This is a genomic window from Aquincola tertiaricarbonis, assembly GCF_000969605.1.
GTDB lineage: Bacteria > Pseudomonadota > Gammaproteobacteria > Burkholderiales > Burkholderiaceae_C > Aquincola > Aquincola tertiaricarbonis.
In genome coordinates, this window is the sequence record NZ_JZUE01000003.1 from 119,413 (window position 1) to 143,458 (window position 24,046).

Annotated in this window: 22 protein-coding genes; 13 read left to right on the forward strand and 9 right to left on the reverse strand. The window is 71.3% G+C overall.

The features are described from left to right. The first annotated feature begins 19 nt into the window (after positions 1-19). On the forward strand, positions 20-1,147 hold the full coding sequence (locus VO99_RS04675) for a zinc-dependent alcohol dehydrogenase family protein (protein ID WP_046111658.1): 1,128 nt from the start codon (positions 20-22) through the stop codon (positions 1,145-1,147). Here the strand turns inward: VO99_RS04675 and VO99_RS04680 are convergent, their stop codons facing one another. Next, positions 1,148-1,393 carry an RNA-binding S4 domain-containing protein gene (locus VO99_RS04680; RefSeq protein WP_046111659.1) on the reverse strand — a complete coding sequence of 82 codons (246 nt, stop codon included), beginning with the start codon at positions 1,391-1,393 and terminating at the stop codon, positions 1,148-1,150. It lies immediately after the preceding gene. After that, on the reverse strand, positions 1,393-2,385 hold the full coding sequence (locus VO99_RS04685) for an HDOD domain-containing protein (RefSeq protein ID WP_046111660.1): 993 nt from the start codon (positions 2,383-2,385) through the stop codon (positions 1,393-1,395). The genes VO99_RS04680 and VO99_RS04685 overlap by 1 nt, the downstream gene beginning before the upstream one ends. A 360-nt stretch (positions 2,386-2,745) precedes the next feature. On the opposite strand from VO99_RS04685, the gene VO99_RS04690 reads away from it, so the two are divergent. Further along, a complete protein-coding gene (locus tag VO99_RS04690; protein WP_046111661.1) occupies positions 2,746-4,653 on the forward strand; it encodes an ABC transporter ATP-binding protein in 1,908 nt (635 codons plus the stop codon). A gap of 81 nt (positions 4,654-4,734) precedes the next feature. Beyond that, complete coding sequence (locus VO99_RS28600; protein WP_052736089.1) at positions 4,735-5,142, forward strand: hypothetical protein; 408 nt, start codon at positions 4,735-4,737, stop codon at positions 5,140-5,142. A gap of 35 nt (positions 5,143-5,177) precedes the next feature. Here VO99_RS28600 and VO99_RS04700 read toward each other — a convergent pair whose 3' ends face one another. Further along, entirely contained in the window at positions 5,178-6,962 is a 1,785-nt protein-coding gene (locus VO99_RS04700; protein ID WP_046111662.1) for a glutamine--tRNA ligase/YqeY domain fusion protein, read from the reverse strand. Between the two features lie 114 nt (positions 6,963-7,076). Between VO99_RS04700 and VO99_RS04705 the strand changes: the two genes are divergently transcribed. Together VO99_RS04705 and VO99_RS04710 are read left to right on the forward strand one after the other, a co-directional pair. Then, positions 7,077-7,445: a hypothetical protein gene (locus tag VO99_RS04705; RefSeq protein WP_046111663.1), complete on the forward strand. Its 369-nt coding sequence runs from the start codon at positions 7,077-7,079 to the stop codon at positions 7,443-7,445. 100 nt (positions 7,446-7,545) lie between these two features. Further along, the gene (locus VO99_RS04710) at positions 7,546-7,914 is read left to right on the forward strand and encodes a hypothetical protein (RefSeq protein WP_157039436.1); all 369 of its coding nucleotides are present in this window, start codon (positions 7,546-7,548) and stop codon (positions 7,912-7,914) included. 29 nt (positions 7,915-7,943) lie between these two features. On the opposite strand, the gene VO99_RS04715 is transcribed toward VO99_RS04710, so the two are convergent. The 6 genes from VO99_RS04715 to VO99_RS04740 form a co-directional block, all read right to left on the reverse strand. Further along, the gene (locus VO99_RS04715) at positions 7,944-11,405 is read right to left on the reverse strand and encodes a patatin-like protein (protein ID WP_046111665.1); all 3,462 of its coding nucleotides are present in this window, start codon (positions 11,403-11,405) and stop codon (positions 7,944-7,946) included. 78 nt (positions 11,406-11,483) lie between these two features. Beyond that, positions 11,484-12,293: a LytR/AlgR family response regulator transcription factor gene (locus VO99_RS04720; RefSeq protein WP_046111666.1), complete on the reverse strand. Its 810-nt coding sequence runs from the start codon at positions 12,291-12,293 to the stop codon at positions 11,484-11,486. Next, the gene (locus VO99_RS04725) at positions 12,290-13,468 is read right to left on the reverse strand and encodes a sensor histidine kinase (protein ID WP_232315265.1); all 1,179 of its coding nucleotides are present in this window, start codon (positions 13,466-13,468) and stop codon (positions 12,290-12,292) included. The genes VO99_RS04720 and VO99_RS04725 overlap by 4 nt, the downstream gene beginning before the upstream one ends. A 31-nt stretch (positions 13,469-13,499) precedes the next feature. Beyond that, positions 13,500-13,922 (reverse strand): DUF2306 domain-containing protein, encoded by a 423-nt coding sequence (locus VO99_RS04730; RefSeq protein WP_046111667.1) that lies wholly within the window; start codon positions 13,920-13,922, stop codon positions 13,500-13,502. A 132-nt stretch (positions 13,923-14,054) separates the two neighbouring features. Then, a complete protein-coding gene (locus VO99_RS04735; protein WP_052736090.1) occupies positions 14,055-15,173 on the reverse strand; it encodes an alpha/beta hydrolase family protein in 1,119 nt (372 codons plus the stop codon). A gap of 141 nt (positions 15,174-15,314) precedes the next feature. After that, positions 15,315-16,865 (reverse strand): helicase HerA-like domain-containing protein, encoded by a 1,551-nt coding sequence (locus VO99_RS04740; RefSeq protein WP_046111668.1) that lies wholly within the window; start codon positions 16,863-16,865, stop codon positions 15,315-15,317. 108 nt (positions 16,866-16,973) lie between these two features. Here VO99_RS04740 and VO99_RS04745 point away from each other — a divergent pair, with 108 nt between their 5' ends. From VO99_RS04745 to rng, 8 genes are all read left to right on the forward strand, one after another. After that, the gene (locus VO99_RS04745) at positions 16,974-17,708 is read left to right on the forward strand and encodes a YebC/PmpR family DNA-binding transcriptional regulator (RefSeq protein ID WP_046111669.1); all 735 of its coding nucleotides are present in this window, start codon (positions 16,974-16,976) and stop codon (positions 17,706-17,708) included. Next, entirely contained in the window at positions 17,705-18,991 is a 1,287-nt protein-coding gene (gene purD / locus VO99_RS04750) for a phosphoribosylamine--glycine ligase (RefSeq protein ID WP_046111670.1), read from the forward strand. Before VO99_RS04745 ends, purD begins: the two co-directional genes overlap by 4 nt. After that, positions 18,988-19,914, forward strand: a complete 927-nt coding sequence (gene hemF / locus VO99_RS04755; RefSeq protein WP_046111671.1) for an oxygen-dependent coproporphyrinogen oxidase — start codon at positions 18,988-18,990, stop codon at positions 19,912-19,914. Before purD ends, hemF begins: the two co-directional genes overlap by 4 nt. Beyond that, positions 19,911-20,513 (forward strand): nicotinate (nicotinamide) nucleotide adenylyltransferase, encoded by a 603-nt coding sequence (gene nadD, locus VO99_RS04760; protein ID WP_046111672.1) that lies wholly within the window; start codon positions 19,911-19,913, stop codon positions 20,511-20,513. Before hemF ends, nadD begins: the two co-directional genes overlap by 4 nt. A 4-nt stretch (positions 20,514-20,517) precedes the next feature. Then, positions 20,518-21,318 carry a ribosome silencing factor gene (rsfS, locus tag VO99_RS04765; RefSeq protein ID WP_046111673.1) on the forward strand — a complete coding sequence of 267 codons (801 nt, stop codon included), beginning with the start codon at positions 20,518-20,520 and terminating at the stop codon, positions 21,316-21,318. Positions 21,319-21,337: 19 nt separating this feature from the next. Then, positions 21,338-21,808: a 23S rRNA (pseudouridine(1915)-N(3))-methyltransferase RlmH gene (gene rlmH / locus VO99_RS04770; RefSeq protein ID WP_046111674.1), complete on the forward strand. Its 471-nt coding sequence runs from the start codon at positions 21,338-21,340 to the stop codon at positions 21,806-21,808. Between the two features lie 40 nt (positions 21,809-21,848). Further along, the gene (locus VO99_RS04775; protein ID WP_046111855.1) at positions 21,849-22,451 is read left to right on the forward strand and encodes a Maf family protein; all 603 of its coding nucleotides are present in this window, start codon (positions 21,849-21,851) and stop codon (positions 22,449-22,451) included. Positions 22,452-22,568: 117 nt separating this feature from the next. After that, a complete protein-coding gene (rng, locus tag VO99_RS04780; RefSeq protein WP_046111675.1) occupies positions 22,569-24,044 on the forward strand; it encodes a ribonuclease G in 1,476 nt (491 codons plus the stop codon). The last annotated feature ends 2 nt before the right edge of the window (positions 24,045-24,046 follow it).

Sequence of the window (24,046 nt, forward strand, 5' to 3'; positions counted from 1 at the left end):
CCCCAATCGAGGAGACACGATGAAGATTCGCGCCGCAGTGCTCGAGCACATGGGAGCCGAGCCGCCGTATGCCCGGTCCAGGCCGCTGGCCATCCGCCATGTGGAACTGGCCCCGCCGGGGCCCGACGAAGTGCTGGTGAAGATCGCCGCCGCCGGGCTGTGCCACTCCGACCTCTCGGTCATCAACGGCGACCGGCCGCGGCCGATGCCGATGGCGCTGGGCCATGAGGCGGCCGGCATCGTGGAAGCCCTGGGCACCGGCGTGCGCGACCTGGCCGTGGGCGACCACGTGGTGGTGGTCTTCGTGCCCAGCTGCGGCCACTGCGCGCCGTGTGCCGAAGGCCGGCCGGCGCTGTGCGAGCCCGGCGCGGCGGCCAACGGCGCCGGCACGCTGCTGTCCGGCGAACGCCGGCTGGCCGACGAGGACGGCCGGGCGCTGAACCACCACCTGGGCTGCTCGGTGTTCGCCGAGTACGCCGTGGTCTCGCGCCGCTCGCTCGTCAAGGTCGACCCGCAGGTGCCGCTGGACGAGGCGGCGCTGTTCGGCTGCGCGGTGCTCACCGGCGTGGGCGCGGTGGTCAACACCGCCAAGGTGAGCGCGGGTGCCTCTACCGCCGTCATCGGCCTGGGCGGCGTGGGGCTGGCCGCGGTGCTGGGCGCGCATGCGGCCGGCGCACGGCAGATCGTGGCGATCGACCTGTCGGATGCCAAGCTGGAGGAGGCGATGCGCCTGGGCGCCACCCATGCGGTGAATGCCGCCGCCGCCGATGCGGCCGAGCAGGTGAAGGCGCTGAGCGATGGCGGCGTGGAATACGCCTTCGAGTTCGCCGGCGCGGTGCGGGCGCTGGACCTGGCCTGGCGCATCACCCGCCGTGGCGGCACCACCGTCACCGCCGGCCTGCCGCCGCCGGGCGCGGCCTTCGGGCTGCCGGCGGTGAGCCTGGTGGCCGAGGAGCGCACGCTGCGGGGCAGCTACATCGGCACCTGCGTGCCGTCGCGCGACATTCCGCGCTACATGGCGCTGTACCGCCAGGGCCGCTTGCCGGTGGACCGGCTACTCAGCGGCCGGCTGCGGCTGGAGGAGATCAACGAGGGCTTCGACCGGCTGCACGAGGGCCGGGCGGTGCGGCAGGTGGTGGTGTTCTAGCTAGCCGCCCTGTTCGGGCAGCTCGGGCAGGGCGGTGGTGACGAGGATGCGCTCGTCGCCCACCTGCACCTGCTGGCCGGCGCGGATCTTGGCCGTCTTGCGCAACTCCACCGCGCCGTCCACCTGCACCAGGCCGTCGGCCACCATCAGCTTGGCAGCCCCGCCGCTGTGGGCGATGCCGGCCACCTTCAGCAGGTTGTCCAGCGTGATGTAGTCGCCGCGCAGAGGAATCGAGATGTCCGGCATCAGGCGGCCGGCTGCAGCAGCTGGCTGGCGTTCAGGTCGACCGTGACGGTGGGCGCCAGCATGGCGATGGTGGCGTCGCGGTCGGCCAGCGCCAGGGCGGCGGCCAGCGGGCTGCGCGCGGGTTCCAGCCCGTCGGCCAGGATGTCGGCGCCCAGCGCGTTGAGGGTGGTGCTGATCTGCCAGGCGGCGGCGGCCTTGCCGAACAGCCGGTCCTTGCGCAGGACCAGCTGCTGCACGAAGGCATGGCTGAAGGGCACCGAGACGCCGCCGTCCATGCGGTCGAAGGCGCGCCAGGCGATGGACCAGCCGGCGTTGTGCATCAGGCCGGCCAGGTAGCCTTCGAACGGCTCGATGCCCCGTTGCGCGGCCAGCGCGGCGCACAGCGTGGCCTTGTGCTCCCCGTGCTTCCACAGCGGCGCGGCGGCGCGGCTGGACAGCACGCCGCCCTGGCCATCGTACAGCGGCTTGAGCACCACGCGGGCGATGGCGCGCTGCACGCCGTCGTTGCCCAGGGCGGCAATGGCCTGCGACAGGTCGGCCACCGCATGGCCGGCGCGCTGGCGGTAGTGGGCGGTGTTGCCCAGGCGCAGCACTTCGGCGGTGAGCACCACGTCCTTGCCGACACGTTCGCACACCGCGGCCAGGGGCAGGTTGTCCTGGCGCAGCAGGTTGAGCAGCTGCGGCACGACGGCAGGCGTGCGCGGCAGCAGGTCGGCCGGAGTGCGGTCCTCGGCCAGCAGGGCGTCCAGGTGGCGCAGGGCGCGCAGCTCGCGCGGGCCCATCGGCGTTTCACGCGAGGCCGCGCCGCCTTGCTGCCATTCCACGAAAGGGGCGCTCAGGTCCGCCGGCAGCGAAGGCGCCGGGAACTGGGCCACGCTGTGCTGCGCATGCGCGCCAGCCGGCGCGGCATGCACCTGCGTGGGGGCTGCCCGCACCAGGGCGTGGCGGCGGCCTGGTAGACCGGACAGCAGTTCAGCCAGCCATTTCCTCATGCCTTACTCCCTTGCTTGTGCAAGCAATTGTCTTCCACGCAACCCTCCGTGGTGTGAATCGGCACCCCCTACCCCGGCGTTGCCAAACGCGACAAAGTTGGCAGTTCGCTGGCAAGGGTGTGATGTTGTGCCGCGGGCAGGGCGCCGCCCATCCCTCCGGCGGGTGAATGCTGGCCTGGTCATCGGCGCTTTGCGGCGGCGTTTAAAGTGCAGGCTGCACACGCACCGCGGTCGCACTGGCCGCACCAGTGCAGTGCCGCCACGCGGCCCGCCCACCGGCGCGCCGTGGCCCCGGGCGGGCCGGCCGACGGATCCACCGTCGCCCGCGGGCAACGCCGTCCACACCCAGGAGCGCTCCGCTTGTTGCACTTTTTCGAGAAGCTCGTTCATCCGTACCCGGAGAACGAGCCACCGCTGCCGCCACACCGCTTCTTCGCCTTCCTGTGGGATTGCACCCGCGGCATCCGCCCCTGGCTGGCGCTGATGACGCTGGCCAGCGGGCTGATCGGCGCCTTCGAGGCGGCGCTGTTCGCCATGATGGGCAGCGTGGTGGACTGGCTGGCCGCGACCGCCCCCGAGCGGCTGTGGGCCGAGCAGCGCGGCACCCTGCTGCTGCTGGCCGGCGTGATGGCGGGCAGCGTGGCCCTGGTCGGGCTGCAGTCGGCGCTGAAGCACCAGAGCATGGCCGGCAATTTCCCGATGCTGCTGCGCTGGAACTTCCACCGCCTGATGCTCGGCCAGAGCATGAACTTCTACCAGGACGAGTTCGCCGGCCGCATCGCCACCAAGGTGATGCAGACCGCGCTGGCGGTGCGCGACACCTGGATGACGCTGTGCGAACTCATGGTGTTCGTGACGATCTACTTCGTCACCATCATGGCCACGCTGGGCAGCTTCAGCGGCTGGCTGGTGCTGCCGTTCGCCGGCTGGGTGGCGCTGTATGCCGGCGCGGTGTGGTACTTCGTGCCGCGGCTGGCCAAGGTGTCGCAGGCGCAGGCCGATGCCCGCTCCCTGATGACCGGCCGCATCACCGATGCGTACACCAACATCGCCACGGTGAAGCTGTTCTCGCACAGCCACCGGGAGGCGGGTTATGCCCGCTCGGCGATGCGCGAGTTCATGGTGACGGTGCATGGCCAGATGCGGCTGGTGACCGGCTTCGAGATCGTCAACCACGCGCTCAGCATGCTGCTGATCGGGGCCACCGCCGGCGTGGCCCTGTACCTGTGGACGCAGGGCCAGGCCACGGTCGGTGCGCTGGCGGCCGCCACGGCGATGGCCCTGCGGTTGAACGGCATCTCGCATTGGGTGATGTGGGAAATGGCTTCGCTGTTCGAGCACATCGGCACGGTGCGCGACGGCATTAACACGCTCAGCCGGCCACGCGCCGTGCTGGACGCACCGGATGCCCGGCCGCTGCAGGTGCCCCGCGGCGAAGTGCGCTTCGAGCATGTGAGCTTCGGCTACGGTGGTGATAAACGTGTGATCGACGACCTGAACCTGCACATCCGCCCCGGCGAGAAGGTGGGGCTGGTCGGCCGCTCCGGCGCCGGCAAGAGCACCATCGTCAACCTGCTGCTGCGGCTGTACGACGTGGAGCAGGGCCGCATCCTGGTGGACGGCCAGGACATCGCGCAGACCACCCAGGACAGTCTGCGCGCGCAGGTGGGCATGGTCACGCAGGACACGGCGCTGCTGCACCGCTCGGTGCGCGACAACATCCTGTATGGCCGGCCTGACGCCGACGAGGCGGCGATGGTCTCGGCCGCTCGGCGGGCCGAGGCGCACGACTTCGTGCTGGGCCTGACCGACCCCAAGGGCCGCAGCGGCTACGACGCCCATGTGGGCGAGCGCGGCGTCAAGCTCTCCGGCGGCCAGCGCCAGCGCATCGCCATCGCCCGCGTGATGCTCAAGGACGCGCCCATCCTGCTGCTGGACGAAGCCACCAGCGCGCTCGATTCCGAGGTGGAGGCCGCCATCCAGCAGAGCCTGTACCGGCTGATGGAGGGCAAGACGGTGGTGGCCATCGCGCACCGGCTGTCCACCATCGCCGCGATGGACCGGCTGATCGTGCTGGACAAGGGCCGCATCGTCGAAGAAGGCGACCACCGCACGCTGCTGGCACTGGGCGGGCTGTATGCGCGGCTGTGGGCGCACCAGAGCGGCGGCTTCCTGGGCGAGGAGGTGGGCGACGAGGGGGTCGACGGCACCGAGGCGCCGTCGCCGGCGGCGCGCAGCGACGCGCCCAGCGCCGTCGGCGCCGGCTGACAGCCGAGCGGCCGGCCCGCCGCTAGCCGGCCAGAGGCCCGCTGCCTACGCTGGGGTCTTCATCAGCCAAGGAGACAGCCCATGGGCACCAGCAGCATTCTTGGCGGCACGCCGGCCCCCTCGCAGGCCGAAGGCCGCGACACCGACGCCCTCGGCCCCAGCGACAGCTCGGACAGCGGCAGCGACATCCAGGGCGAACGCCTGGCCGCCACCGAGTCGGACGACGGCGACTTCATGCATGCCACGCCGGCCGTGCACGGCAGCGACAGCGATGCCGGCGGCACCGGCGAACGCGGCTCGGCCATTCCGGGCGAGGATGCCGTGGGCGCCGACATCGGCACCGACCACATCGAGACGCTGGGCGGCACCGACGCGCTGGACGACGCGGTGTCGCTGGACGCCGACGCCGAGCTGGAAGACCTGGCCGCCGACGAGAGCGTCGACGCCAGCGACCCGGACATCGACGCCGACAACCGCCCGGACGCCTGACGCGGCGCGCGCCTAGCTCGCCGGGCTTGCCTGGACTATTTGGCCCAGGTGTCCTTCAGGCCGGTCACCTTGTTGAACACCGGCTGGCCGGCGGTGTGCTCGAGGCGGTCGGCCACGAAATAGCCGTGGCGCTCGAACTGGAAGCGGGCCTCCGGCGCGGCGCCGCGCACCGACGGCTCCAGGTAGGCCTGCACCACCTTCTTGCTGTCGGGGTTCAGCTCGGCGGCCAGTTCGCCTTCGCCGGGATGCGGCACGGCGAACAGCCGGTCGTACAGCCGCACCTCGGCGGCCAGCGCATCGTGCGCGCCCACCCAGCTGATCACGCCCTTGGTCTTGACGCTGTCGGCACCCGGGGTGCCGCTGCGGGTGTCGGGAATCAGCTCGGCCTGCACTTCGGTCACCGTGCCGTCGGCATCGGCGGTATGGCCGGTGCACTTGACCACGTAGCCGTACTTCAGCCGCACGACCGCGCCGGGTGACAGCCGGTGGTAGCCCTTGGGCGGCACCGCCTGGAAGTCCTCGCGCTCGATCCATACCTCCGGCCCCAGGCTGAACTGCCGGCGGCCCCGCTCGGGCTGGGCCGGGTGCACCGGCGCGTCGCAGTCCAGCGTCTGGCCGGCGCCGATCACCTCGGCCCAGTTGGTCAGCCGCAGCTTCAGCGGATCCAGCACCGCCATCGCGCGCGCGGCCTTGGGGTCCAGGTCGTCGCGCAGCGCGATGTCGAGGTTGCTGTAGTCGATCCAGCCGCCGGCCTTGCTCACGCCGCTGCGCTCGCAGAACAGCTTCAGCGCCTCGGGCGTGTAGCCGCGGCGGCGCAGGCCGGCCAGCGTGGGCATGCGCGGGTCGTCCCAGCCGGTGACATGGCCCTCTTCCACCAGTTGGCGCAGCTTGCGCTTGCTGGTGATGACGTAGGTGAGGTTGAGCCGAGCGAACTCGTACTGCCGGGGCAGCGGCTCGGCCAGCAGGCCCAGCCGGGCCAGGTTCTCCAGCAGCCAGTCGTAGAACGGCCGCTGGTCCTCGAATTCCAGTGTGCAGATGCTGTGGGTGATGTTCTCCAGCGCGTCCTCGATGGGGTGCGCGAAGGTGTACATCGGGTAGATGCACCAGCGGTCGCCGGTGTTGTGGTGCGTGGCGTGCTTGATGCGGTACAGCGCCGGGTCGCGCAGGTTGATGTTGGGCGAGGCCATGTCGATCTTCGCGCGCAGCACCATCGCGCCGTCAGGGTGCCGGCCGTCGCGCATCTCGCGGAAGCGGGCCAGGTTCTCCTCGGGGCTGCGGGCGCGGAAGGGACTGTCGGTACCCGGGCGGCTGAAGTCGCCGCGGTTGACGCGCATCTGCTCCGGCGTCTGCTCGTCCACGTAGGCTAGGCCGGCGCCGATCAGCGCCTCGGCCGCGCGGTACATGAGATCGAAGTAGTTGCTGGCGTAGAACAGGTGCTGGGTGCCGTGGGCTTCCCACTGCCAGCCCAGCCACTTCACCGCCTCGACGATGGAATCGACGTACTCCTGCTCTTCCTTCTCGGGATTGGTGTCGTCGAAGCGCAGGTGGCACACGCCGCCGTACTCCTGCGCCAGGCTGAAGTTCAGCCAGATGCTCTTGGCATGGCCGATATGCAGGTAACCGTTGGGTTCAGGCGGAAACCGGGTGCGGATGGCCGCCGGGTCGGGCTGGCCTGCGGCCTGGTGCGCCGCGTCGCCCGGGCTGCCGGCGAAGCGGCGGCCGCGGTAGGTGCCGGCTTCCAGGTCGCGCTCGATCACGCTGCGCAGGAAGTTGCCGCCGGCGGGCTTGTTGCTGGTGGGGTCGTCGTGGGGTGCAGCCATGAGGGATTCTATGCACCGGGCTTTTTCGATTGCTTACCGTTGACAACAGCTTGAGGTGCACCCGCGGCCGCTTCGAACGTTCAATTCAGGCAACAGAACATCAGGAGCCCGAACATGAGCATCAGGAAGACCCTGACCGCCGCCACGATGGTGATGGCCGGCGTGCTGGCCGCCGGTGCGGCGCAAGCCCGCGACGTCTACTGGTCGGTGGGCATCAACGCCCCGGTGGCCGGCGTGGGCGTGGGCACCGTCATCTCGAATGCGCCGCACTACGGCTACCACGCCGCACCGCCGGCCTATGTGCAGGTGCCGGCCTATCCGGTGTACCAGCCCGCGCCAGTGGTCTATGCGCCGGTGCCGGTGGTGCGCTACCGCCCGGTGCCGCCGCCGCACTACGTGGTGGTGCCGCAGGGCTACGGCCACCCGTACCACCACGGTCACCGCCACGGCAAGAAGCACGGCCACCGGCACGGCCACCGCTGAGCAATTCCGGGCCTGCCCCCATCCGGTGTCCCCCCGCAGGGGGAAGCCGGATGGTTCGTGATTTCCTACAGTGATAAGGTTCACAGTAGGGAATCAAATCATGGCGTCGACGCAACAGTTGCATTCCATCCCGGCCTGCCGGGAGTTGCGGGACGAGCGCGCGCCGCGGCGCCTGCGGGCCTTGCGGACGTTCTGCGCGGTGTCGGTGGCAGGTTGGCTGGCGTTCGCTGCGCTGGTGTCCGGCACACCGCCGGAGAGCCTGCCGCCCGACGTGGCCTCCGCGCTGGCGCTGGCCGAGATCCAGGCACTGAAGCCGGCCGCCCCCGGCGCCGCGCCGCAGGCGCCCGGTGCGGCCCCGGCCCGGCCGGCGGACAGCTCGGCCGAGCAGGCCGCCACCGCACCGCCCGCCGCCACGCCGCGCACCGGCGAGCCGCTCAAGCTGGCCGCCCGCTTCGACCTCTCGCATTGAGCGACTCACCGGGCGTCGTGCCGCCCGCGTCAGAGCCCCAGCAGCGCCTGCCAGCCCACCCGGGCCAGTGCCAGCACGCCCAGCAGCGCCAGCACCACCAGCGGCACGCCCACCGCCCAGGCGCTCTTGGCGCGCCATGATCGGCGCGAGCGCAGCACGTCGCCCATCAGCAGCATGGCCAGGTGCAGCGTGGCCACCACGCCCAGCGCGGTGATGGCGGCCGTGCGCACCGGCTCCGAGGCGAGCAGCAGGCCGGCAGCCAGCATCACCAGCAGGAAGGCATACAGCACCTTCATCACATGCGACCACCAGCGCGCGCGCAGGCTGCCGGGCAGCGACACCGCCAACAGCCCCTGGCCGGCCAGCCCCAGGCGCGCCACCCAGCGCAGGGCCGGCACGTCCTGGCCCCGCTGCTCCACCACCGTCTGCAGCAGCCGGCCGGTGATGGTGACGGCCCGCGCCGCGCTGTCCAGCAGCGGCGCAGGATCGGGATCGGTTCGGCCGTCGCGGCTGCGCTGCACCCAGTGCAGCAGCGCCTCGTCGTCCAGCAGCGAGGCCACCACTTGGTCGAAGCGCCGGCCGGCTTCCGGCGTGCCGGGCTGCAGCGCCGCCACCAGCTGCCGGCGCAGCGCATCGCGGCGGGCGGCGGGATCGGCCATCGAAGGCTGCGGCTGGCGGGCCTGCACCTCGGCCACCGCGCCGCACAGCAGGCCTGTGATTTGCTCGTAGCCGGCGGGCCGCAGGCTGTCGCGCACGATGCTGCGGTGCGCCTGCTGGGTGAGGGTGCTGCGCACCAGGTGGGTGGCCGCGTCGGAGCCCGGCAGCAGCGCGGCGATCAGCCGCTCGGCGCCGTCCAGCCGGCCCCACAGGATGTCGTTGGTACGCCAGTGCCGCTGCAGGAAGGCGCCGAAGTTGGCCAGCGCGGTGCCGTCCAGCTTGCGCAGGCCGCTGTGGCGCTCGTCGATCAGCGCCGGTGCATCCTCGGGGCTGATGCGCACCACCTCCACCGTGGCGGGCTCGCCGCTTTCGGTGTCGTAGTACAGCGGGAAGCTCATCTGGTCGTAGGTGTCGAAGCGCAGGTAGTACTCGCCCAGGAAACGGCGCAGCTGCTTGGCCATCGGCGTATCCAGCTCGGGCAGGCCCGTGTCGTCCACCTTGACGTAGATGTGCTCCTCGGCGGTGCCGCGGCCGGCCACCGCCAGGCGCGGCCCGCCCAGGCGCTGCCACACCAGCGCGCCACCGGCGGGCGGCTTGCCGTCCGTGCCCTTGACCAGCTCGTGCACCGATTCGCCGATGCGCCGCAGGTCGGCCTCCAGCGCGTCCTGCAAGGCGGTGAGCGCGGTGGTGCGGGTGAGTTGCAGCAGCGCCTGAGCGCGCAGGAAGATGCCCTCCTGCAGCGTGCGGGTGGCCGACGGCAGCTTCAGCAGCTCGGGCGGAAACGCCACCCGCACGCTGGCGCCGCCGGTGGTGCGCAGGGTGGGCACGTCGTCCGGGCCGCCGGGGCCATGGGTGCGGCTGAGCAGCAGCAGGTCCAACACGTCCTGCAGCTCGGCGCGCAGCGAGGCGCGGCGGGTGCAGGCGGCCTCGTGGTCGTCGGCACCGCCGAAGGGATTGCGGTGGCGCAGCGTGGTGTGCGCCAGCGAGAGATCCACCTTCAGCCGGTGCAGCGCCACCAGCAAGTCGTGCAGCCCGGCATCGTCCACCTCGCCTTCGGTCAGGTTGGGCCCGGCACGGCGGCGCAACCGCCTGGCCAGCGCCGCATCCGCCTCGCTCAGCTCGCCCAGCGGGCCGCGGCGGCGGCGGCCCACCAGCCGCGTGATCTGGTCGATCTTGCGCAGCAGGAAGGCGGTGCGCCGGGTGCGGTAGGCGAGGTCGAAGTCGTCGAGGAAGGCGTTGAGCGTGCCCACCCAGAGGCCGCCTTCGGCCACCGGCTTGCCGGGCGCGTCGCTGTAGCGCTCCTCGCGCCAGGCCCGCACCAGCGCGCGCAGCGCATACACATGGTCGGAGTTGCGCTCGATCTTCCACGCGCGGGCCAGGCAGTCGGCGATGTCGTCGGTCACCGTGTACTGGCGCAGCCGGTTGTAGGGCAGGAAGGCGTCGCCGTAGTAGCGGCGCATGCGTTCCATCGTCAGCATGCGCCAGGGCGGCACGCCGTCGTCGTCCTCGGGCACCACCTCGTGCAGGATGCGGGTGAGCGGGTCGTCCTCCGCGTCGTCCAGGTCGCGTTCGCCCAGCCGCACGATGCGGTCGATGCGCTCGATGCGGCGGTTGCGGCGCAGCACCGCCTCCAGGTCCTCGCGGATGGTCTCGTAGCTGGGAATGCTGGTGAGCGCCGCCAGCGCGTTGCTCAGCGCATCGGGCGGGGCGGTGGGGTCGGGGCCCTCGGCCTCCGGGTGGGCCGGCGCCGGCTCGATGTACACCAGCTTGCGTTCCACCGGCACAGAGGCACTGCGCTGCGACAGCGCGCCCACCACGTGGGTGAAGGGCTTGTTGTCCAGGTAGCCGCCGTCGCCGAAGGCGCGCGTGAGGTGGCCGCCGGCCTGCACCTCGGCCACCGGCACGCCGGTGAAGAAGTCGTCCCACTGGCGCAGCGCGGCGCTGTCCAGCGTGCGGTCCAGGCGCTTGAGCGCGTCCAGCGTCATCGGCTCGAAGGCAAACGGGAAGGACGAGGTGCAGCGCGCCGCGAAGGACAAAAAGGCGTTGTGGCGCGGATGCAGGTCGTTGTGTGCCACCTGGGCGCCGTCGTCGGTGTAGCGGAAGCGGAACACCTGGCGGTGGCGCTTCTCGTGCACCACCTTGTCGAACAGCCGCAGGGTGACGAGCGAGCCGCGGATGTCGGTGGTGGTGACGAACAGGTCCAGCTCGTCCACATACGGAGAAGGCGCGCTGCCGCGGGCGTGCGTGCCCGACATCACCGCCATGGCCTTGCGCAGCTTGCGGTACATGCGGTCGCTGTTGAGCAGCGAGACGGGCTCGGCGCTGCGATCGGCCAGGCCTTCCATGTCCACGTCGCCCTTGTAGCTGCGGCTGTCGTTGAGCAGCTTGCCGATGTCGCCTTCGCGCACCCACAGGTCGCGCAGCGGCGCGAAGGGCTCGTCGTTGGCCAGCGCCTTGCCAAGGAACAGGCCGTTGATGCCGCCGGCCGAGGTGCCGGCGATCACGTCGATGACGAAGCGCGTGGGCAGGTCGCCGGGCGTCTCCGCGGCCAGCGGATCGGGCCGGCCGCGAGGGTCGGCCAGCCATTCGGCATAACGCTGCTGCAGCGGCGGGTCGTTCACCAGCCAGGACAGACGGCGGTAAACCTCGGCCGTGGTCAGCGGTGCATCGCCGATGGCCGGCGCGGGCCGCTGCACGCCGGGCAGCAGGCGCGGCGTGGCGCGCGCCAGCTCGTACATCTCGTTGGTGACGCCGTTGATGTAGATGGCCAGCGACACGCCGCCATACATCACGACGCCGAAGCGGATCTCGGCGCGGTAGTCCATCGCGGGCATGGCGGCTCCTCTTGTTCTTCTGGGCAGCCGATGATGTCAGCGCCGGTTGGCGCGGCAATCCCTACGTGCCCGGCCTGACTACATGCCTTTGAACAGGTGCGCGTACAGCCGGCTGGCGGTGAGCCGCTCGGGCCGGCCGCGCAGGGTGAGCAGCACCTTGCCGCTGGCCTCGCGGGTGGCGGTGGCGATGCAGCGCGCCTGCACCACCAGGCTGCGGTGCACCTGCCAGAAGCGCTGCGCGTCCAGCTGCGGCAGCAGCTCGCGCAGCGACAGGCGGATCAGGTGTTCCTTGTCGGCGGTGACTACCCGCACGTACTTGTCCGCGGCCTCGAAGTACAGCACTTCGTCCACCGGCACCAGGTGCAGCGTGCTGCCGACGCCGGCCTGGATCATCTCCAGCCGGGGTGGCTGCGGCTGCGCTGCGCCCGGCATGCCGGCGGCGCCCAGCAGGCCGCGCAGCTGCGCCAGCGTGTGGTCCAGCGCGATGGGCGCCGCGGGCTGGGCCAGCAGGCGCTGCAGCCGCTGCACGCATTGCGCCAGCCGGGGCGCGTCCACCGGCTTGAGCAGGTAGTCCACGGCCTCGCGCTCGAAGGCCTGCAGCGCGTACTGGTCGTAGGCGGTGACGAAGACGATCAGCGGGAACGGCGTGCCGTCGTCGGGCCAGTCCTCGGCCAGGGCCTGCGCGGCCTGCAGGCCGTCCAGGCCGGGCATGCGGATGTCGAGGAAGCACAGTCGCGGCTTCAGCGCCAGCGCCTGCTGCACCGCCGACAGGCCGTCGCCCACCTGGGCCAGCACCTGCAGCCCGGGCCAGGCCTGCAGCAGGTCGGCGCGCAGCGCGGCGGCGATCAGCGGTTCGTCTTCGGCGATGAGGGCGGTGGGTGCGTTCATGGCGGGGCGGAGTGGGTGGCCGACGAGGCGGCGGGTGCAGTGGCCGCCGTCCGGTGGATGGTCGGGTCGGCGCCGGCGCGGTCTTCGGCGAGCGGCGCCGCGGGCATCGGCAGGCGCAGCGTGGCCACGGTGCCGCCTTCGGCATCGCCGGCCGCTGCCAGCTCGAGGCGGGCGGCATCGCCATGCAGCGTGGCCAGGCGTTCGCGGATCTGCTGCGTGCCGAAGCCGCGGCCGGGCGGGGCGGGCGCCGGCGCCGCGGGCAGGCCGCGGCCGGTATCCCGCACGGTGAGGACCAGCGCGTTGCCCTCCTGCCGGGCGTGCACCACGATGCGGCCGCCAGCCACCTGCGGCTCCAGCCCGTGCTGGATGGCGTTTTCCACCAGCGGCTGCAGCAGCAGCGGCGGCACCGGCAGCGCGGCCAGCTCGGGCGGCAGGTCCAGTTCGGTGGCCAGCCGAGGGCCCATGCGCACGGCCATCAGCGCCAGGTAGTCGGCAGTGCGGTCGAACTCGGCCTGCAGCGGATGCAGCGCCACCCGGGAGGCGCCGAGTGTGGAGCGCAGGAAGCCGATCAGCCGGTCCAGCATCTGCTGCGCCCGTGGCGGGTCCAGCGTGATCAGCACCCGCAGGTTGGCCAGCGTGTTGAACAGCATGTGAGGCTCCAGCTGCGACTGCAGCAGCCGCAGCTGGGTCTCGGCAGCCTGGCGCTGCGCGGCCTCGGCCTCGGCCCGGTGCTTTTGCAGCATCGCGGTGGCATGCCAGAACAGCGTGGCGGCGATGCCGGCCACGGTGGTGACGATCAGCGTGCTGCCGCGGCTGAACATCGGCGCCAGCTGCACGCCCAGCAGCAGCCCGGCCAACCGGCGGCCGATCTCGTAGCCGCCCAGCACGCCCAGCACGATCACCGGCAGCATCCAGCGGTAGCCCGGCCAGGGCAGGCCCTGGCCCGTCCAGCGCTGCAACGTGCGGCCCACCAGCCAGCGGCCCCCATCCACCAGCAACCAGACCGAGTTGCCGATCAGCATCGACACCACGATGTTGGCCACCAGCCCCGGCGAGCCGGCCAGCCAGATGGCGATGCCGATGGCGCTGCAGAACAGCTGGTTGAAGCCGACGACGGTGGCCAGCTGGCGGGCTGAGTAGAAGCCGGCAGGCAGTGGGGCAAGGGCAGCGGGCATGGCCGGCATTGTGGTGGTGGCGCCGTGCATCTCATACCCAGCCCAGCGTCTGGTGCCACAGCATCTGTCCCAGGAAGCGGCTGGGCAGCAGCGTGAAGGCGCCGGCCACGAGGCAGCCGCCGATGTAGGCGCTGCGCATGGCTTTCTGGTGCGCGGCGATGCGCCGCTGCACCGCCGCGACGATGCCAGCCCCCACGCCGACGAAGGTGAGCAGCGTCAGCAGGTGGATGGGCGTGTAGCCGGCCAGGTTGGGTATCCGGAAGTCGCGGATGAAGAGGCTGGTGATCGCGGTGGCAAGCATCAGCGCCACCCAGAGGTAACCGGCACGGCGGTGTGTGTGCGAGCCCTTGCGGGCCCACAGCGCCACCGGGCCGAGCAACAGCGCGCCGATGGCGGTCACCACGTGGACCTGGATCGCGGGGCTGAGCTGCTGGAAGCTGTGAGCGGTGTTCATGGACGGCTCCTGTGTTCGATGGCGGCATCGTCGGCGGGGCGGATTGGCGCAGCCAGCGGCGTGCGACGGAGGGTGTGCAGCCGGCGCGAGCGGTCGCCGTCGCGGCGCGAAAAGCAAGGCGGCGGAGCGCCCTCAGGGCTGCGGCTGCAGCACCCGGCGGTGGAAGTCGACGATGCGGGCCACCGCGGCGCGGCGCTCGGCAGGGTCGAAACCGGGCACCGGCAGGCCGCCGCGTGCCTGCTGCGCCGCCACTTGCGCGGCCAGCTCGGCCGGCCAGGGCGACAGCACGTCGAAGTGCCCCGCGCCGGGCAACTCGCCCAGCGAGGTGCAGGCGCCGCAATGCCGCAGCACATGCCGGCTGTGGAAGGCGGGCAGCAGCAGCTCGTCGCGCTCGGCGCCCAGCACGCCCACCGGGATGCGGATGCGCGCCAGGCTATCGGGCGAGAACAGCGCCGCCACCGGCACGGCCAGCGTCACCACCGCGATGCGCGGGTCGGGGCGCGGGTCGAAGGGGGCGACGGGCTGGGCAGCCGCGTCGGCGGGCGGCGTGCGGCCGCCTTCCCAGCGCGTCAGCTCCGCCGGGAGGAAGGCTTCGGGCACGCCGCGGGCGCGCTCGTAGCTGGCGCGGCGGGCGGCTTGCTGCCCGGCGGTCAGGGCGCCGTTGAAGCAGAAGCCGATGTCCTCCTCCAGGTGCTGCTGGCAGTGCTGCACCAGGCCCAGCGTGCGCCATTGCGCGCCGGCCAGCGCCAGCCCGGTGACGCCGCCGGCGGACATGCCGTGCACGCCGACCTGGTCGAGCGCCAGCCGCGGGCCCCAGGCCGGGTCGCCCGCCAGCGCGTCGATCAGCCGCAGCACCTCCTTCGGACGCGTGCGGAAGGCGGCCGGGCCGGCCTGGTGGCTGTCGAGGTGGTTGTCGCCCGCATGCAGCGGCTGCGCGACGACGAAGCCGGCTTTCGCCAGCGCCGAGGCCAGCGCCTGGTCGGCCAGGGCGCTGCCGGCGGTGCCGTGGGACATCACCACCAGCCGGCGCGGGCCGGGCCGCGGCGCGGCGTCGGGCGCTATCTCCACCTCGAAGGGCACCATGCGCTGCGGCGTGGCCACCGCATCGGTCGGGTAGCTCAGCGCGACCGGGCCGCCGGCCAGCGTGAGCACGCTGCGGCCGACCTGGGCCTGCGCCGGTGCGGTCGACAGCGAGGAAGCCAGCGCCAGCAGAAGGCCGGCGAGCAGGGTGGGGCGGGGCGGCAGCGGCATGGTGGCGGTCCGTCGGCGGTGGGGAGGGCTCCACTGTGTCGACGGGCCGCCGCGGGCGCGAGCGGCTTGCGACCGGCCCGCCGGGGCCGGCGCCAAGTGCCGCTTCGGCGGCGCGACACGCCGGCCGCGGCGCGGGTCAGCTCAACGCCGGCGGCGCGTCGTGCTGCCGCCCAGCAGCGAGCCCAGCACGCCGCGGACGAGCTCGCGGCCCACGGCCGAGCCGATCTGCCGCACGGCCGAGGTGGCCGCCGCCTCCATCAGCCCCGGCTTGCGCCCGCCGCGCGGGCCGGTGCTGCCGAACACTGCGTCCTTCAGCGTGTCCATCAGGCCGCCGCCCGCGGCGCTGCCGGCCGCATCACGCGCTTCGTTGGACAGGCGATCGCCCGCGCCCGGCTCGGCGCCCGCATCCGCGCTGGCCACCGCGCGGCCCTTCAGCTTCTCGTAGGCCGATTCGCGGTCCACCGTCTTCTCGTACACCCCGGCCACCAGCGAGCCGGCCATCAGCGCCTGCCGCTGCGCCGGCGTGATCGGCCCGATCTGGCTGCCCGGCGGCAGCACGAACACCCGCTCCGTCACGCTGGGCCGGCCCTTGGCGTCGAGAAAGCTCACCAGCGCCTCGCCCACCGCCAGGTCGGTGATGGCGGTCTCGATGTCGAGCTTCGGGTTGGCGCGCATGGTGCTGGCCGCGCTCTTGACCGCCTTCTGGTCGCGCGGGGTGAAGGCGCGCAGCGCATGCTGCACCCGGTTGCCGAGCTGGGCCAGCACGGTGTCGGGCACGTCCAGCGGGTTCTGGGTCACGAAGTACACGCCCACGCCCTTGGAGCGCACCAGCCGCACCACCAGCTCGATGCGCTCGACGAGCGCGGCCGGCGCGTCCTTGAACAGCAGGTGCGCCTCGTCGAAGAAGAACACGAGCTTGGGCTTGTCGGGGTCGCCGATCTCGGGCAGCTGCTCGAACAGCTCGCTCAGCATCCACAGCAGGAAGGTGGCGTAGAGGCGCGGCGAGTTCATCAGCTGGTCGGCGGCCAGGATGTTGATCACGCCTTGCCCATCCGCGGTTTGCATGAAGTCGGCGATGTCCAGCATCGGCTCGCCGAAGAACCTGTCGCCGCCCTGCTGCTCGATCTGCAGCAGCCCGCGCTGGATGGCGCCCACGCTGGCCGCGCTGACGTTGCCGTACTCGGTGGTGAACTGGCTGGCGTTCTCGCCCACGTGCTGCAGCATCGCCCGCAGGTCCTTCAGGTCGAGCAGCAGCAGGCCGTTGTCGTCGGCGATCTTGAACACCAGGTTCAGCACGCCGGCCTGGGTCTCGTTCAGCGCCAGCATGCGGGCCAGCAGCAGCGGGCCCATGTCGCTGACGGTGGCACGCACCGGGTGGCCCTGGGTGCCGAACACGTCCCACAGCGTGGTGGGGCAAGCCACCGGCGCCGGCGCTTCCAGCCCGCGCTCGGCCAGCACCGCGGCCAGCTTCGGGCCGATGCTGCCGGCCTGGCTGATGCCGGTGAGATCGCCCTTCACGTCGGCCATGAACACCGGCACGCCGATGCGGCTGAAGCCCTCGGCCAGCGACTGCAGCGTGATCGTCTTGCCGGTGCCGGTGGCGCCGGTGATCAGCCCGTGGCGGTTGGCCAGGCCGGGCAGCAGATGGGTTTCGACGCTGCCATGGCGGGCAAGGAGGATGGGGTCGGCCATGGGGCAAGTCTCCTGGAGGTGGGCACCGTTAAAATCAACCGCAGCATATCCAATACACCAGCGCCGCCGAAGCTTCTCGGCCAAGGCGCCGCGAGGAGAAACAGACTCATGGCCGGACATTCCAAATGGGCCAACATCCAGCACCGCAAGGGCCGCCAGGACGAAAAGCGCGGCAAGGTCTGGACACGCGTGATCCGCGAGATCATGGTGGCTGCCCGCCAGGGCGGCGGTGACCCGAACGCCAACCCCCGGCTGCGGCTGGCGGTGGACAAGGCCAAGGCGGCCAACATGCCGGCCGACACCGTCAAGCGCAACATCGACAAGGCCACCGGCAACCTCGAAGGCGTCAACTACGAGGAAATCCGCTACGAGGGCTACGGCATCGGCGGTGCGGCCATCATCGTCGACTGCATGACCGACAACCGCGTGCGCACGGTGGCCGAGGTGCGGCACGCCTTCAGCAAGTACGGCGGCAACCTGGGCACCGAAGGCTCGGTAGCCTTCCAGTTCAAGCACTGCGGGCAGCTGGTGTTCGCGCCCGGCACGAGTGAAGACAAGGTGATGGAAGTGGCGCTTGAATCGGGCGCCGACGACGTGGTCACCGGCGACGACGGCTCCATCGAGGTGCTGACCCCGCCGACCGAATTCGAGGCGGTGAAGAACGCGCTCGAGGCTGCCGGCCTGACGGCCGAGATCGCCGAGGTGACGATGCGCGCCGAAAACACCATCGACCTCTCCGGCGACGATGCCGAGAGAATGCAGAAGCTGCTCGACGTCATCGAAGACCTGGACGACGTGCAGGACGTGTTCCACAACGCGGTCCTCGACGACCGAGCTACATGAAGATCCTCGTCATCGGCGGCGGCGGCCGCGAACATGCGCTGGCCTGGAAGCTGGCGCAGTCGCCGCGGGCCAGCAAGGTCTACGTCGCGCCCGGCAACGGCGGCACCGCGCTGGCGCCGCAGCTGCACAACATCGACATCACCGAGCCCGCCGCGCTGGCCGACTTCGTGGTGGCCGAGAAGATCGCGCTCACCGTCGTCGGCCCCGAGGCGCCGCTGGCCGCCGGCGTGGTGGACGTGTTCCGCGCCCGCGGGCTGCGCATCTTCGGCCCCACGCAGGCCGCGGCGCAGCTGGAAAGCAGCAAGGCCTTCGCCAAGGCCTTCATGAAGCGGCATCACATCCCCACCGCCGCGTACGAGACCTTCAGCGACGCCGCGCAGGCCCATGCCTACGTGGACGCGCAGGGCGCGCCCATCGTCATCAAGGCCGACGGCCTGGCCGCCGGCAAGGGCGTGGTGGTGGCGATGACGCTGCAGGAGGCGCACGAGGCCATCGACTTCATGCTGGTGGACAACAAGCTCGGCGTGCAGCACAACGCCGACGGCGCACGCGTGGTGATCGAGGAGTTCATGCAGGGCGAGGAAGCCAGCTTCATCGTGCTGTGCGACGGCAAGAACGTGCTGCCGCTGGCCACCAGCCAGGACCACAAGCGCATCGGCGACGGCGACACCGGCCCCAACACCGGCGGCATGGGCGCGTATTCGCCGGCCCCGGTGGTCACGCCCAACGTGCATGCCAAGGTCATGCACGAGATCGTGCACCCCACCATCGCCGGCATGACCAAGGACCGCATGCCGTTCACCGGCTTCCTGTACGTGGGGCTGATGATCGATGCGCAGGGCAATCCGCGCACGGTGGAGTTCAATGCGCGGCTGGGCGACCCGGAGGCCGAGGTCATCCTGATGCGCCTGAAGAGCGACCTGGTGGACGTGCTGCTGCATGCCACCGACGGCACGCTGGACACCGTCTCGCTCGACTGGGACCGCCGCTTCGCGCTGGGCGTGGTGATGGCCGCCGAGGGCTACCCGGCCAACCCGCGCAAGGGCGACGTGATCACCGGCCTGCCTGCAGCCACCGACGACGCCATCGTCTTCCATGCCGGCACCACGCAGCAGGCCGACGGCAGCATCGCCGTCTGCGGCGGGCGGGTGTTGTGCGTCACGGTGCTTGGCGAATCGGCCAAGACGGCGCAGCAGCGGGCGTACGAGTACCTGCGGCCCATCCAGTTCGCCGGGGCGCAGTACCGCAACGACATCGGCCACCGGGCGATCAAGCCGCGATGAGCTTTGATGTAGTCCGGTCGTACCTGCTCGGGCTGCAGGACAGCATCGTCGGCGCGCTGCAGGCCGAGGACGGCAAGCCGTTCATCACCGACGCCTGGGTGCGCGGCCCGGAAGAAAAGCTGCAGGGCGACGGCCGTTCGCGCCTGGTCGAGCAGGGCCACCTGCTGGAACGCGGCGGCTGCAACTTCAGCCACGTGCGCGGTCCGCAACTGCCGCCTTCGGCCACGCAGCACCGGCCCGAGCTGGCCGGTGCGCCGTTCGAGGCGATGGGCGTGTCGCTGGTCATGCATCCGCGCAACCCCTATGTGCCCACGGTGCACATGAACGTGCGCATGCTGGCTGCGCTGCCGGAGGGCAAGCCGCCGGTCACCTGGTTTGGCGGCGGCATGGACCTGACGCCCTACTACGGCTTCGAGGAAGACGCGGTGCACTTCCACCGCAGCTGCCAGGAAGCGCTGATCCCTTTCGGCGAAGGCCTGTACCCGCGCTTCAAGGCCTGGTGCGACGAGTACTTCTTCCTCAAGCACCGCAACGAGCCGCGCGGCATCGGCGGCATCTTTTTCGACGACTTCGCCGAGGGCGGCTTCGACGAAGGCTTCGCCATGACCCGCTCGGTGGGCGACGCCTTCCTGCGCGCCTACATGCCCATCGTGCGCCGCCGCCGCGACATGCCCTATGGCGAGGCCGAGCGCGAGTTCCAGCTCTACCGTCGCGGCCGCTATGTCGAGTTCAACCTGGTGTGGGACCGCGGCACGCACTTCGGCCTGCAGTCGGGCGGCCGCACCGAAAGCATCCTGATGTCGATGCCGCCGCACGCCACCTGGCGCTACGACTGGCATCCCGAGCCCGGCACGCCCGAGGCACGGCTGTACACCGACTTCCTGCGCCCGCGTGACTGGGCGGGCGAGCGGGCCGACGATTGAGCCGCATCGGCATCTTCGGCGGCAGCTTCGATCCGGTGCACAACACGCACCTGGCGCTGGCCGCGGCGGCGCTGCAGTACCTCCGGCTGGACGAACTGCGCTGGGTGCCCACCGGCCATCCGTGGCACAAGGCCTCCAAGCCGGCGGATGCGGCACACCGCGTGGCCATGCTCAAGCTGGCGCTGGCCGGCGAGCCGCGCTACACCATCGACGAACTGGAACTGCACCGCAGCGGCCCCAGCTACACCATCGACACCGTGCGCTGGCTGCAGGCTTCCCAGCCCGAGCTGCCGGGGCAGCACAACGAATGGTTCCTGGTCATCGGCCAGGATCAGTACGAGAAATTCAATACCTGGCACGGCTGGCGTGAACTGCTGGACCGGCTGACGCTGGCCGTGGCCAACCGCGCCGGCGCCGCGCCGCAGGCACCGCCCGCGCTGCAGGCCGTGGCGCACCGCGTGGAAGTGGTGCCCCTGCCGCCCAGCGACATGGCCGCCACCGATATCCGATCCCGATTGGCACAGGGATTACCGATCGATATGCTGGTACCCCCCCAGGTCGCCCGCTATATTGCCCAAAACGCTCTGTACCGAAAATAACTGAATGGACATCCGCAAACTGCAGCGCGCCATCGTCGATGGCCTGGAAGACGTGAAGGCCCAGAACATCGTGGTCTTCAACACGGAGCACCTGTCGCCGCTGTTCGAACGCGTGATCGTCGCGTCGGGAACGAGCAACCGCCAGACCAAGGCGCTGGCCGCCAGCGTGCGCGACGCCGTCAAGGCCAGCGGCCTGCAGGTGCTGCGCACCGAGGGCGAGGACAACGGCGAATGGATCATCGTGGACTGCGGCGCCGCCGTCGCCCACATCATGCAGCCCGGTATCCGCGAGTACTACCACCTGGAGGAGATCTGGGGCGGCAAGGCCGTGCGCATGAAGATCGAGACCAAGAAGCGCGGCCTGCCGCAGGCCAGCGAGGACGAGTCGGACGACGACGAGGACGAGGCCGACGAGGCACCGGCGCCCCGGGCTGCGGCGAAGAAGGCCGCGGCCGGGAAGGCGCCGGCGAAGAAGGCTGCCGCGAAGTCGGCCTTCGCCAAGCAGGTCAACGACCCGGCCTCGCGCCCAACGGCCTCCACCCGCGCACCGGCCAGGAAGGCCGCGGCCCGCAAGACCGCGGCGTCGACCAGCACGCCCGAGCGCGTGCAGAAGATCGTCGTCAACGACCCCGCGCAGGCCCGCCCTGCCACCAAGAAGGTGGCCGGCCGCAGCGTGGCGGTGAAGTCGGCGGCCCGCAAGACGGCGGCCCCGGCCGCCAAGAAGGCGGCGGCCAAGGCCGCGCCGGCCAAGAAGATCTCGGCCCGCCACGCCGGCGCCAAGAAGCCGGCCACGCCGCGCGGCTGAGCGCAGCGCGTCGCCCGCCGTGCGGCTGGTCATCGCGGCCATCGGCCAACGCCAGCCGGCGTGGGCCGAGGAGGCCTATGCCGACTTCGCCAAGCGCTTTCCGCCCGAGCTGAAGCTCGAGCTGAAGGCGCTCAAGGCCGAACCACGCACCGCCGGCAAGCCCGCCTCCGCGATGATGGCCGCCGAGGCGCAGCGGCTGGAAGCCGCCATCCCGAAGGGCGCGCGCCGCGTGGTGCTGGACGAGCGCGGCACCCGCATGACCACGGTGCAGCTGGCCGACCGGCTGCGCTTCTGGCTGGGCGATGGTCGCGACGTGGTGTTCCTCGTCGGCGGCCCGGACGGGCTGGACGCGGCCTTGAAGGCCACGGCCGACGAGACGCTGCGCATCTCCGACCTCACGCTGCCGCATGCCTTCGTGCGGGTGCTGCTGGCCGAGGCGCTGTACCGCGCGTGGTCGGTCACCGCCGGTCATCCCTATCACCGCGAATGAGCACCGGCGAATGAGCACCGTGATCAAGCCGCCCGCGGGCATGCACCGCTTCCTCTACCTCGCCTCGCAAAGCCCGCGGCGGCGCCAGCTGCTCGACCAGATCGGCGTGCAGCACGAGCTGCTGCTGCCCGACCGCATGGAAAACGCCGAGCGGCTGGAGGAAGTGCGCAGCGGCGAGCTGCCGGCCGACTACGTGCGCCGCGTCACCCGGCTGAAGCTGGACGCGGCGCGCAAGCGGCTGGCCAGGCGCGGGCTGGCCGAGGCGCCGATCCTCGCCAGCGACACCACGGTGGCCATCGGCCGCCGCATCCTCGGCAAGCCGGCGGATGCGGCCGAGGCGGCCGAGATGCTCGCTGCCCTGTCCGGCCGCACGCACCGCGTGCTCACGGCCGTGGCGGTGAGCAGCGGCCGCGCCACGCTGCTGGAGATGAGCGTGTCGCGCGTGCGCTTCGCCGAGCTGTCGGCACAGGACATCCGCCGCTACATCGACACCGGCGAGCCCTTCGGCAAGGCCGGCGCCTACGGCATCCAGGGTCCGGCGGCGGTCTTCGTGGCGCACATCGAAGGCAGCTACTCGGGGATCATGGGACTGCCGCTGCACGAGACGGCCACGCTGCTGCGAAGGGCGCGCGTGCTGTTCTGACGCCCCGGCGGGGCCGCCGGTATGATGGTCCGGCCCCTATCCGCAGACGGGCTCCATCCACGAGACAAGCGCTGCCGGAACGCCCGCGGCGCTGCTCCGCACAAGAACAGAACCGTCATGCAAGACATCCTCATCAACTGGACTCCCCAGGAAACACGCGTCGCCATCGTCGAGAACGGCGCGGTGCAGGAGCTGCACATCGAACGCGCGCTGGAGCGCGGCCTGGTGGGCAACATCTACCTGGGCAAGGTGGTGCGGGTGCTGCCCGGCATGCAGAGTGCGTTCATCGACATCGGACTGGACCGCGCCGCCTTCCTGCACGTGGCCGACCTGCACACCAGCCCGCCGCGCAGCGACCATGGCGGCATGCAGACGCCGGTGCCCATCGAGCGCCAGGTGTTCGAGGGCCAGACGCTGACGGTGCAGGTCATCAAGGACAGCATCGGCAGCAAGGGCGCACGGCTGTCCACGCAGATCAGCATCGCCGGCCGGCTGCTGGTGTACCTGCCGCAGGACAACCACATCGGCATCTCGCAGAAGATCGGCAGCCACGAGCTGCGCGAGCAGCTGCGCCAGCGCATGGCGGTGCTGGTGGGCAAGCCCGAGGAGGGCGGTGGTGGCGGCTTCATCCTGCGCACCAATGCCGAGGACGCCACCGACCCCGAGCTGGCCGACGACATCGCCTACCTGCGCAAGACCTGGGCCTCGATCCGCGAACGCAGCCATGCACGCCCGCCCGGCACGCTGCTGCACCAGGACCTGACGCTGGCCGAGCGGGTGCTGCGCGACCTGATCACCGACACCACCCACACGGTGCGCATCGACTCGCGGCTGCAGTACGAGCACCTGGCCGGCTTTGGCGCCACCTACACGCCCACCTCGGTGCGGCGGCTGGAGCTCTACCGCGGCGAGCGGCCGATCTTCGACCTGTTCAACATCGACGACGAGATTGCCCGCGCGCTGGCGCGGCGGGTCGACCTGAAGAGCGGCGGCTACCTCATCATCGACCAGACCGAGGCGCTGACCACGGTGGACGTGAACACCGGCGGCTACGTGGGTGCGCGCAACTTCGACGACACCATCTTCAAGACCAACCTGGAAGCCGCCGGCGCCATTGCCCGGCAGCTGCGGCTGCGCAACCTGGGCGGCATCGTCATCGTCGACTTCATCGACATGGCGCGCGAGGAGCACCAGGCTGCGGTGCTGGCCGAGTTTCGCAAGCAGCTGGCGCGCGACCGCACCAAGACCACGGTGAGCGGCTTCACTCAGCTGGGGCTGGTGGAGATGACGCGCAAGCGCACGCGCGAGTCGCTGGCCCACATGCTGTGCGAGCCTTGCCCCACCTGCGCCGGCCGCGGCCAGGTGAAGACCCCGCGCAGCGTCTGCTACGACATCCTGCGCGAGATCCTGCGCGAGGCCCGCCAGTTCGACCCCAAGGAGTTCCGCGTGGTCGCCAGCGCGGCGGTGGTGGAGATGCTGCTGGACGAGGAAAGCCAGCACTTGGCCGGGCTGTCGGACTTCATCGGCAAGCCGATCTCGTTGTCGGCCGAACCGACGTCGAATCCGGAGCAGTACGACATCGTGTTGTTGTAGGG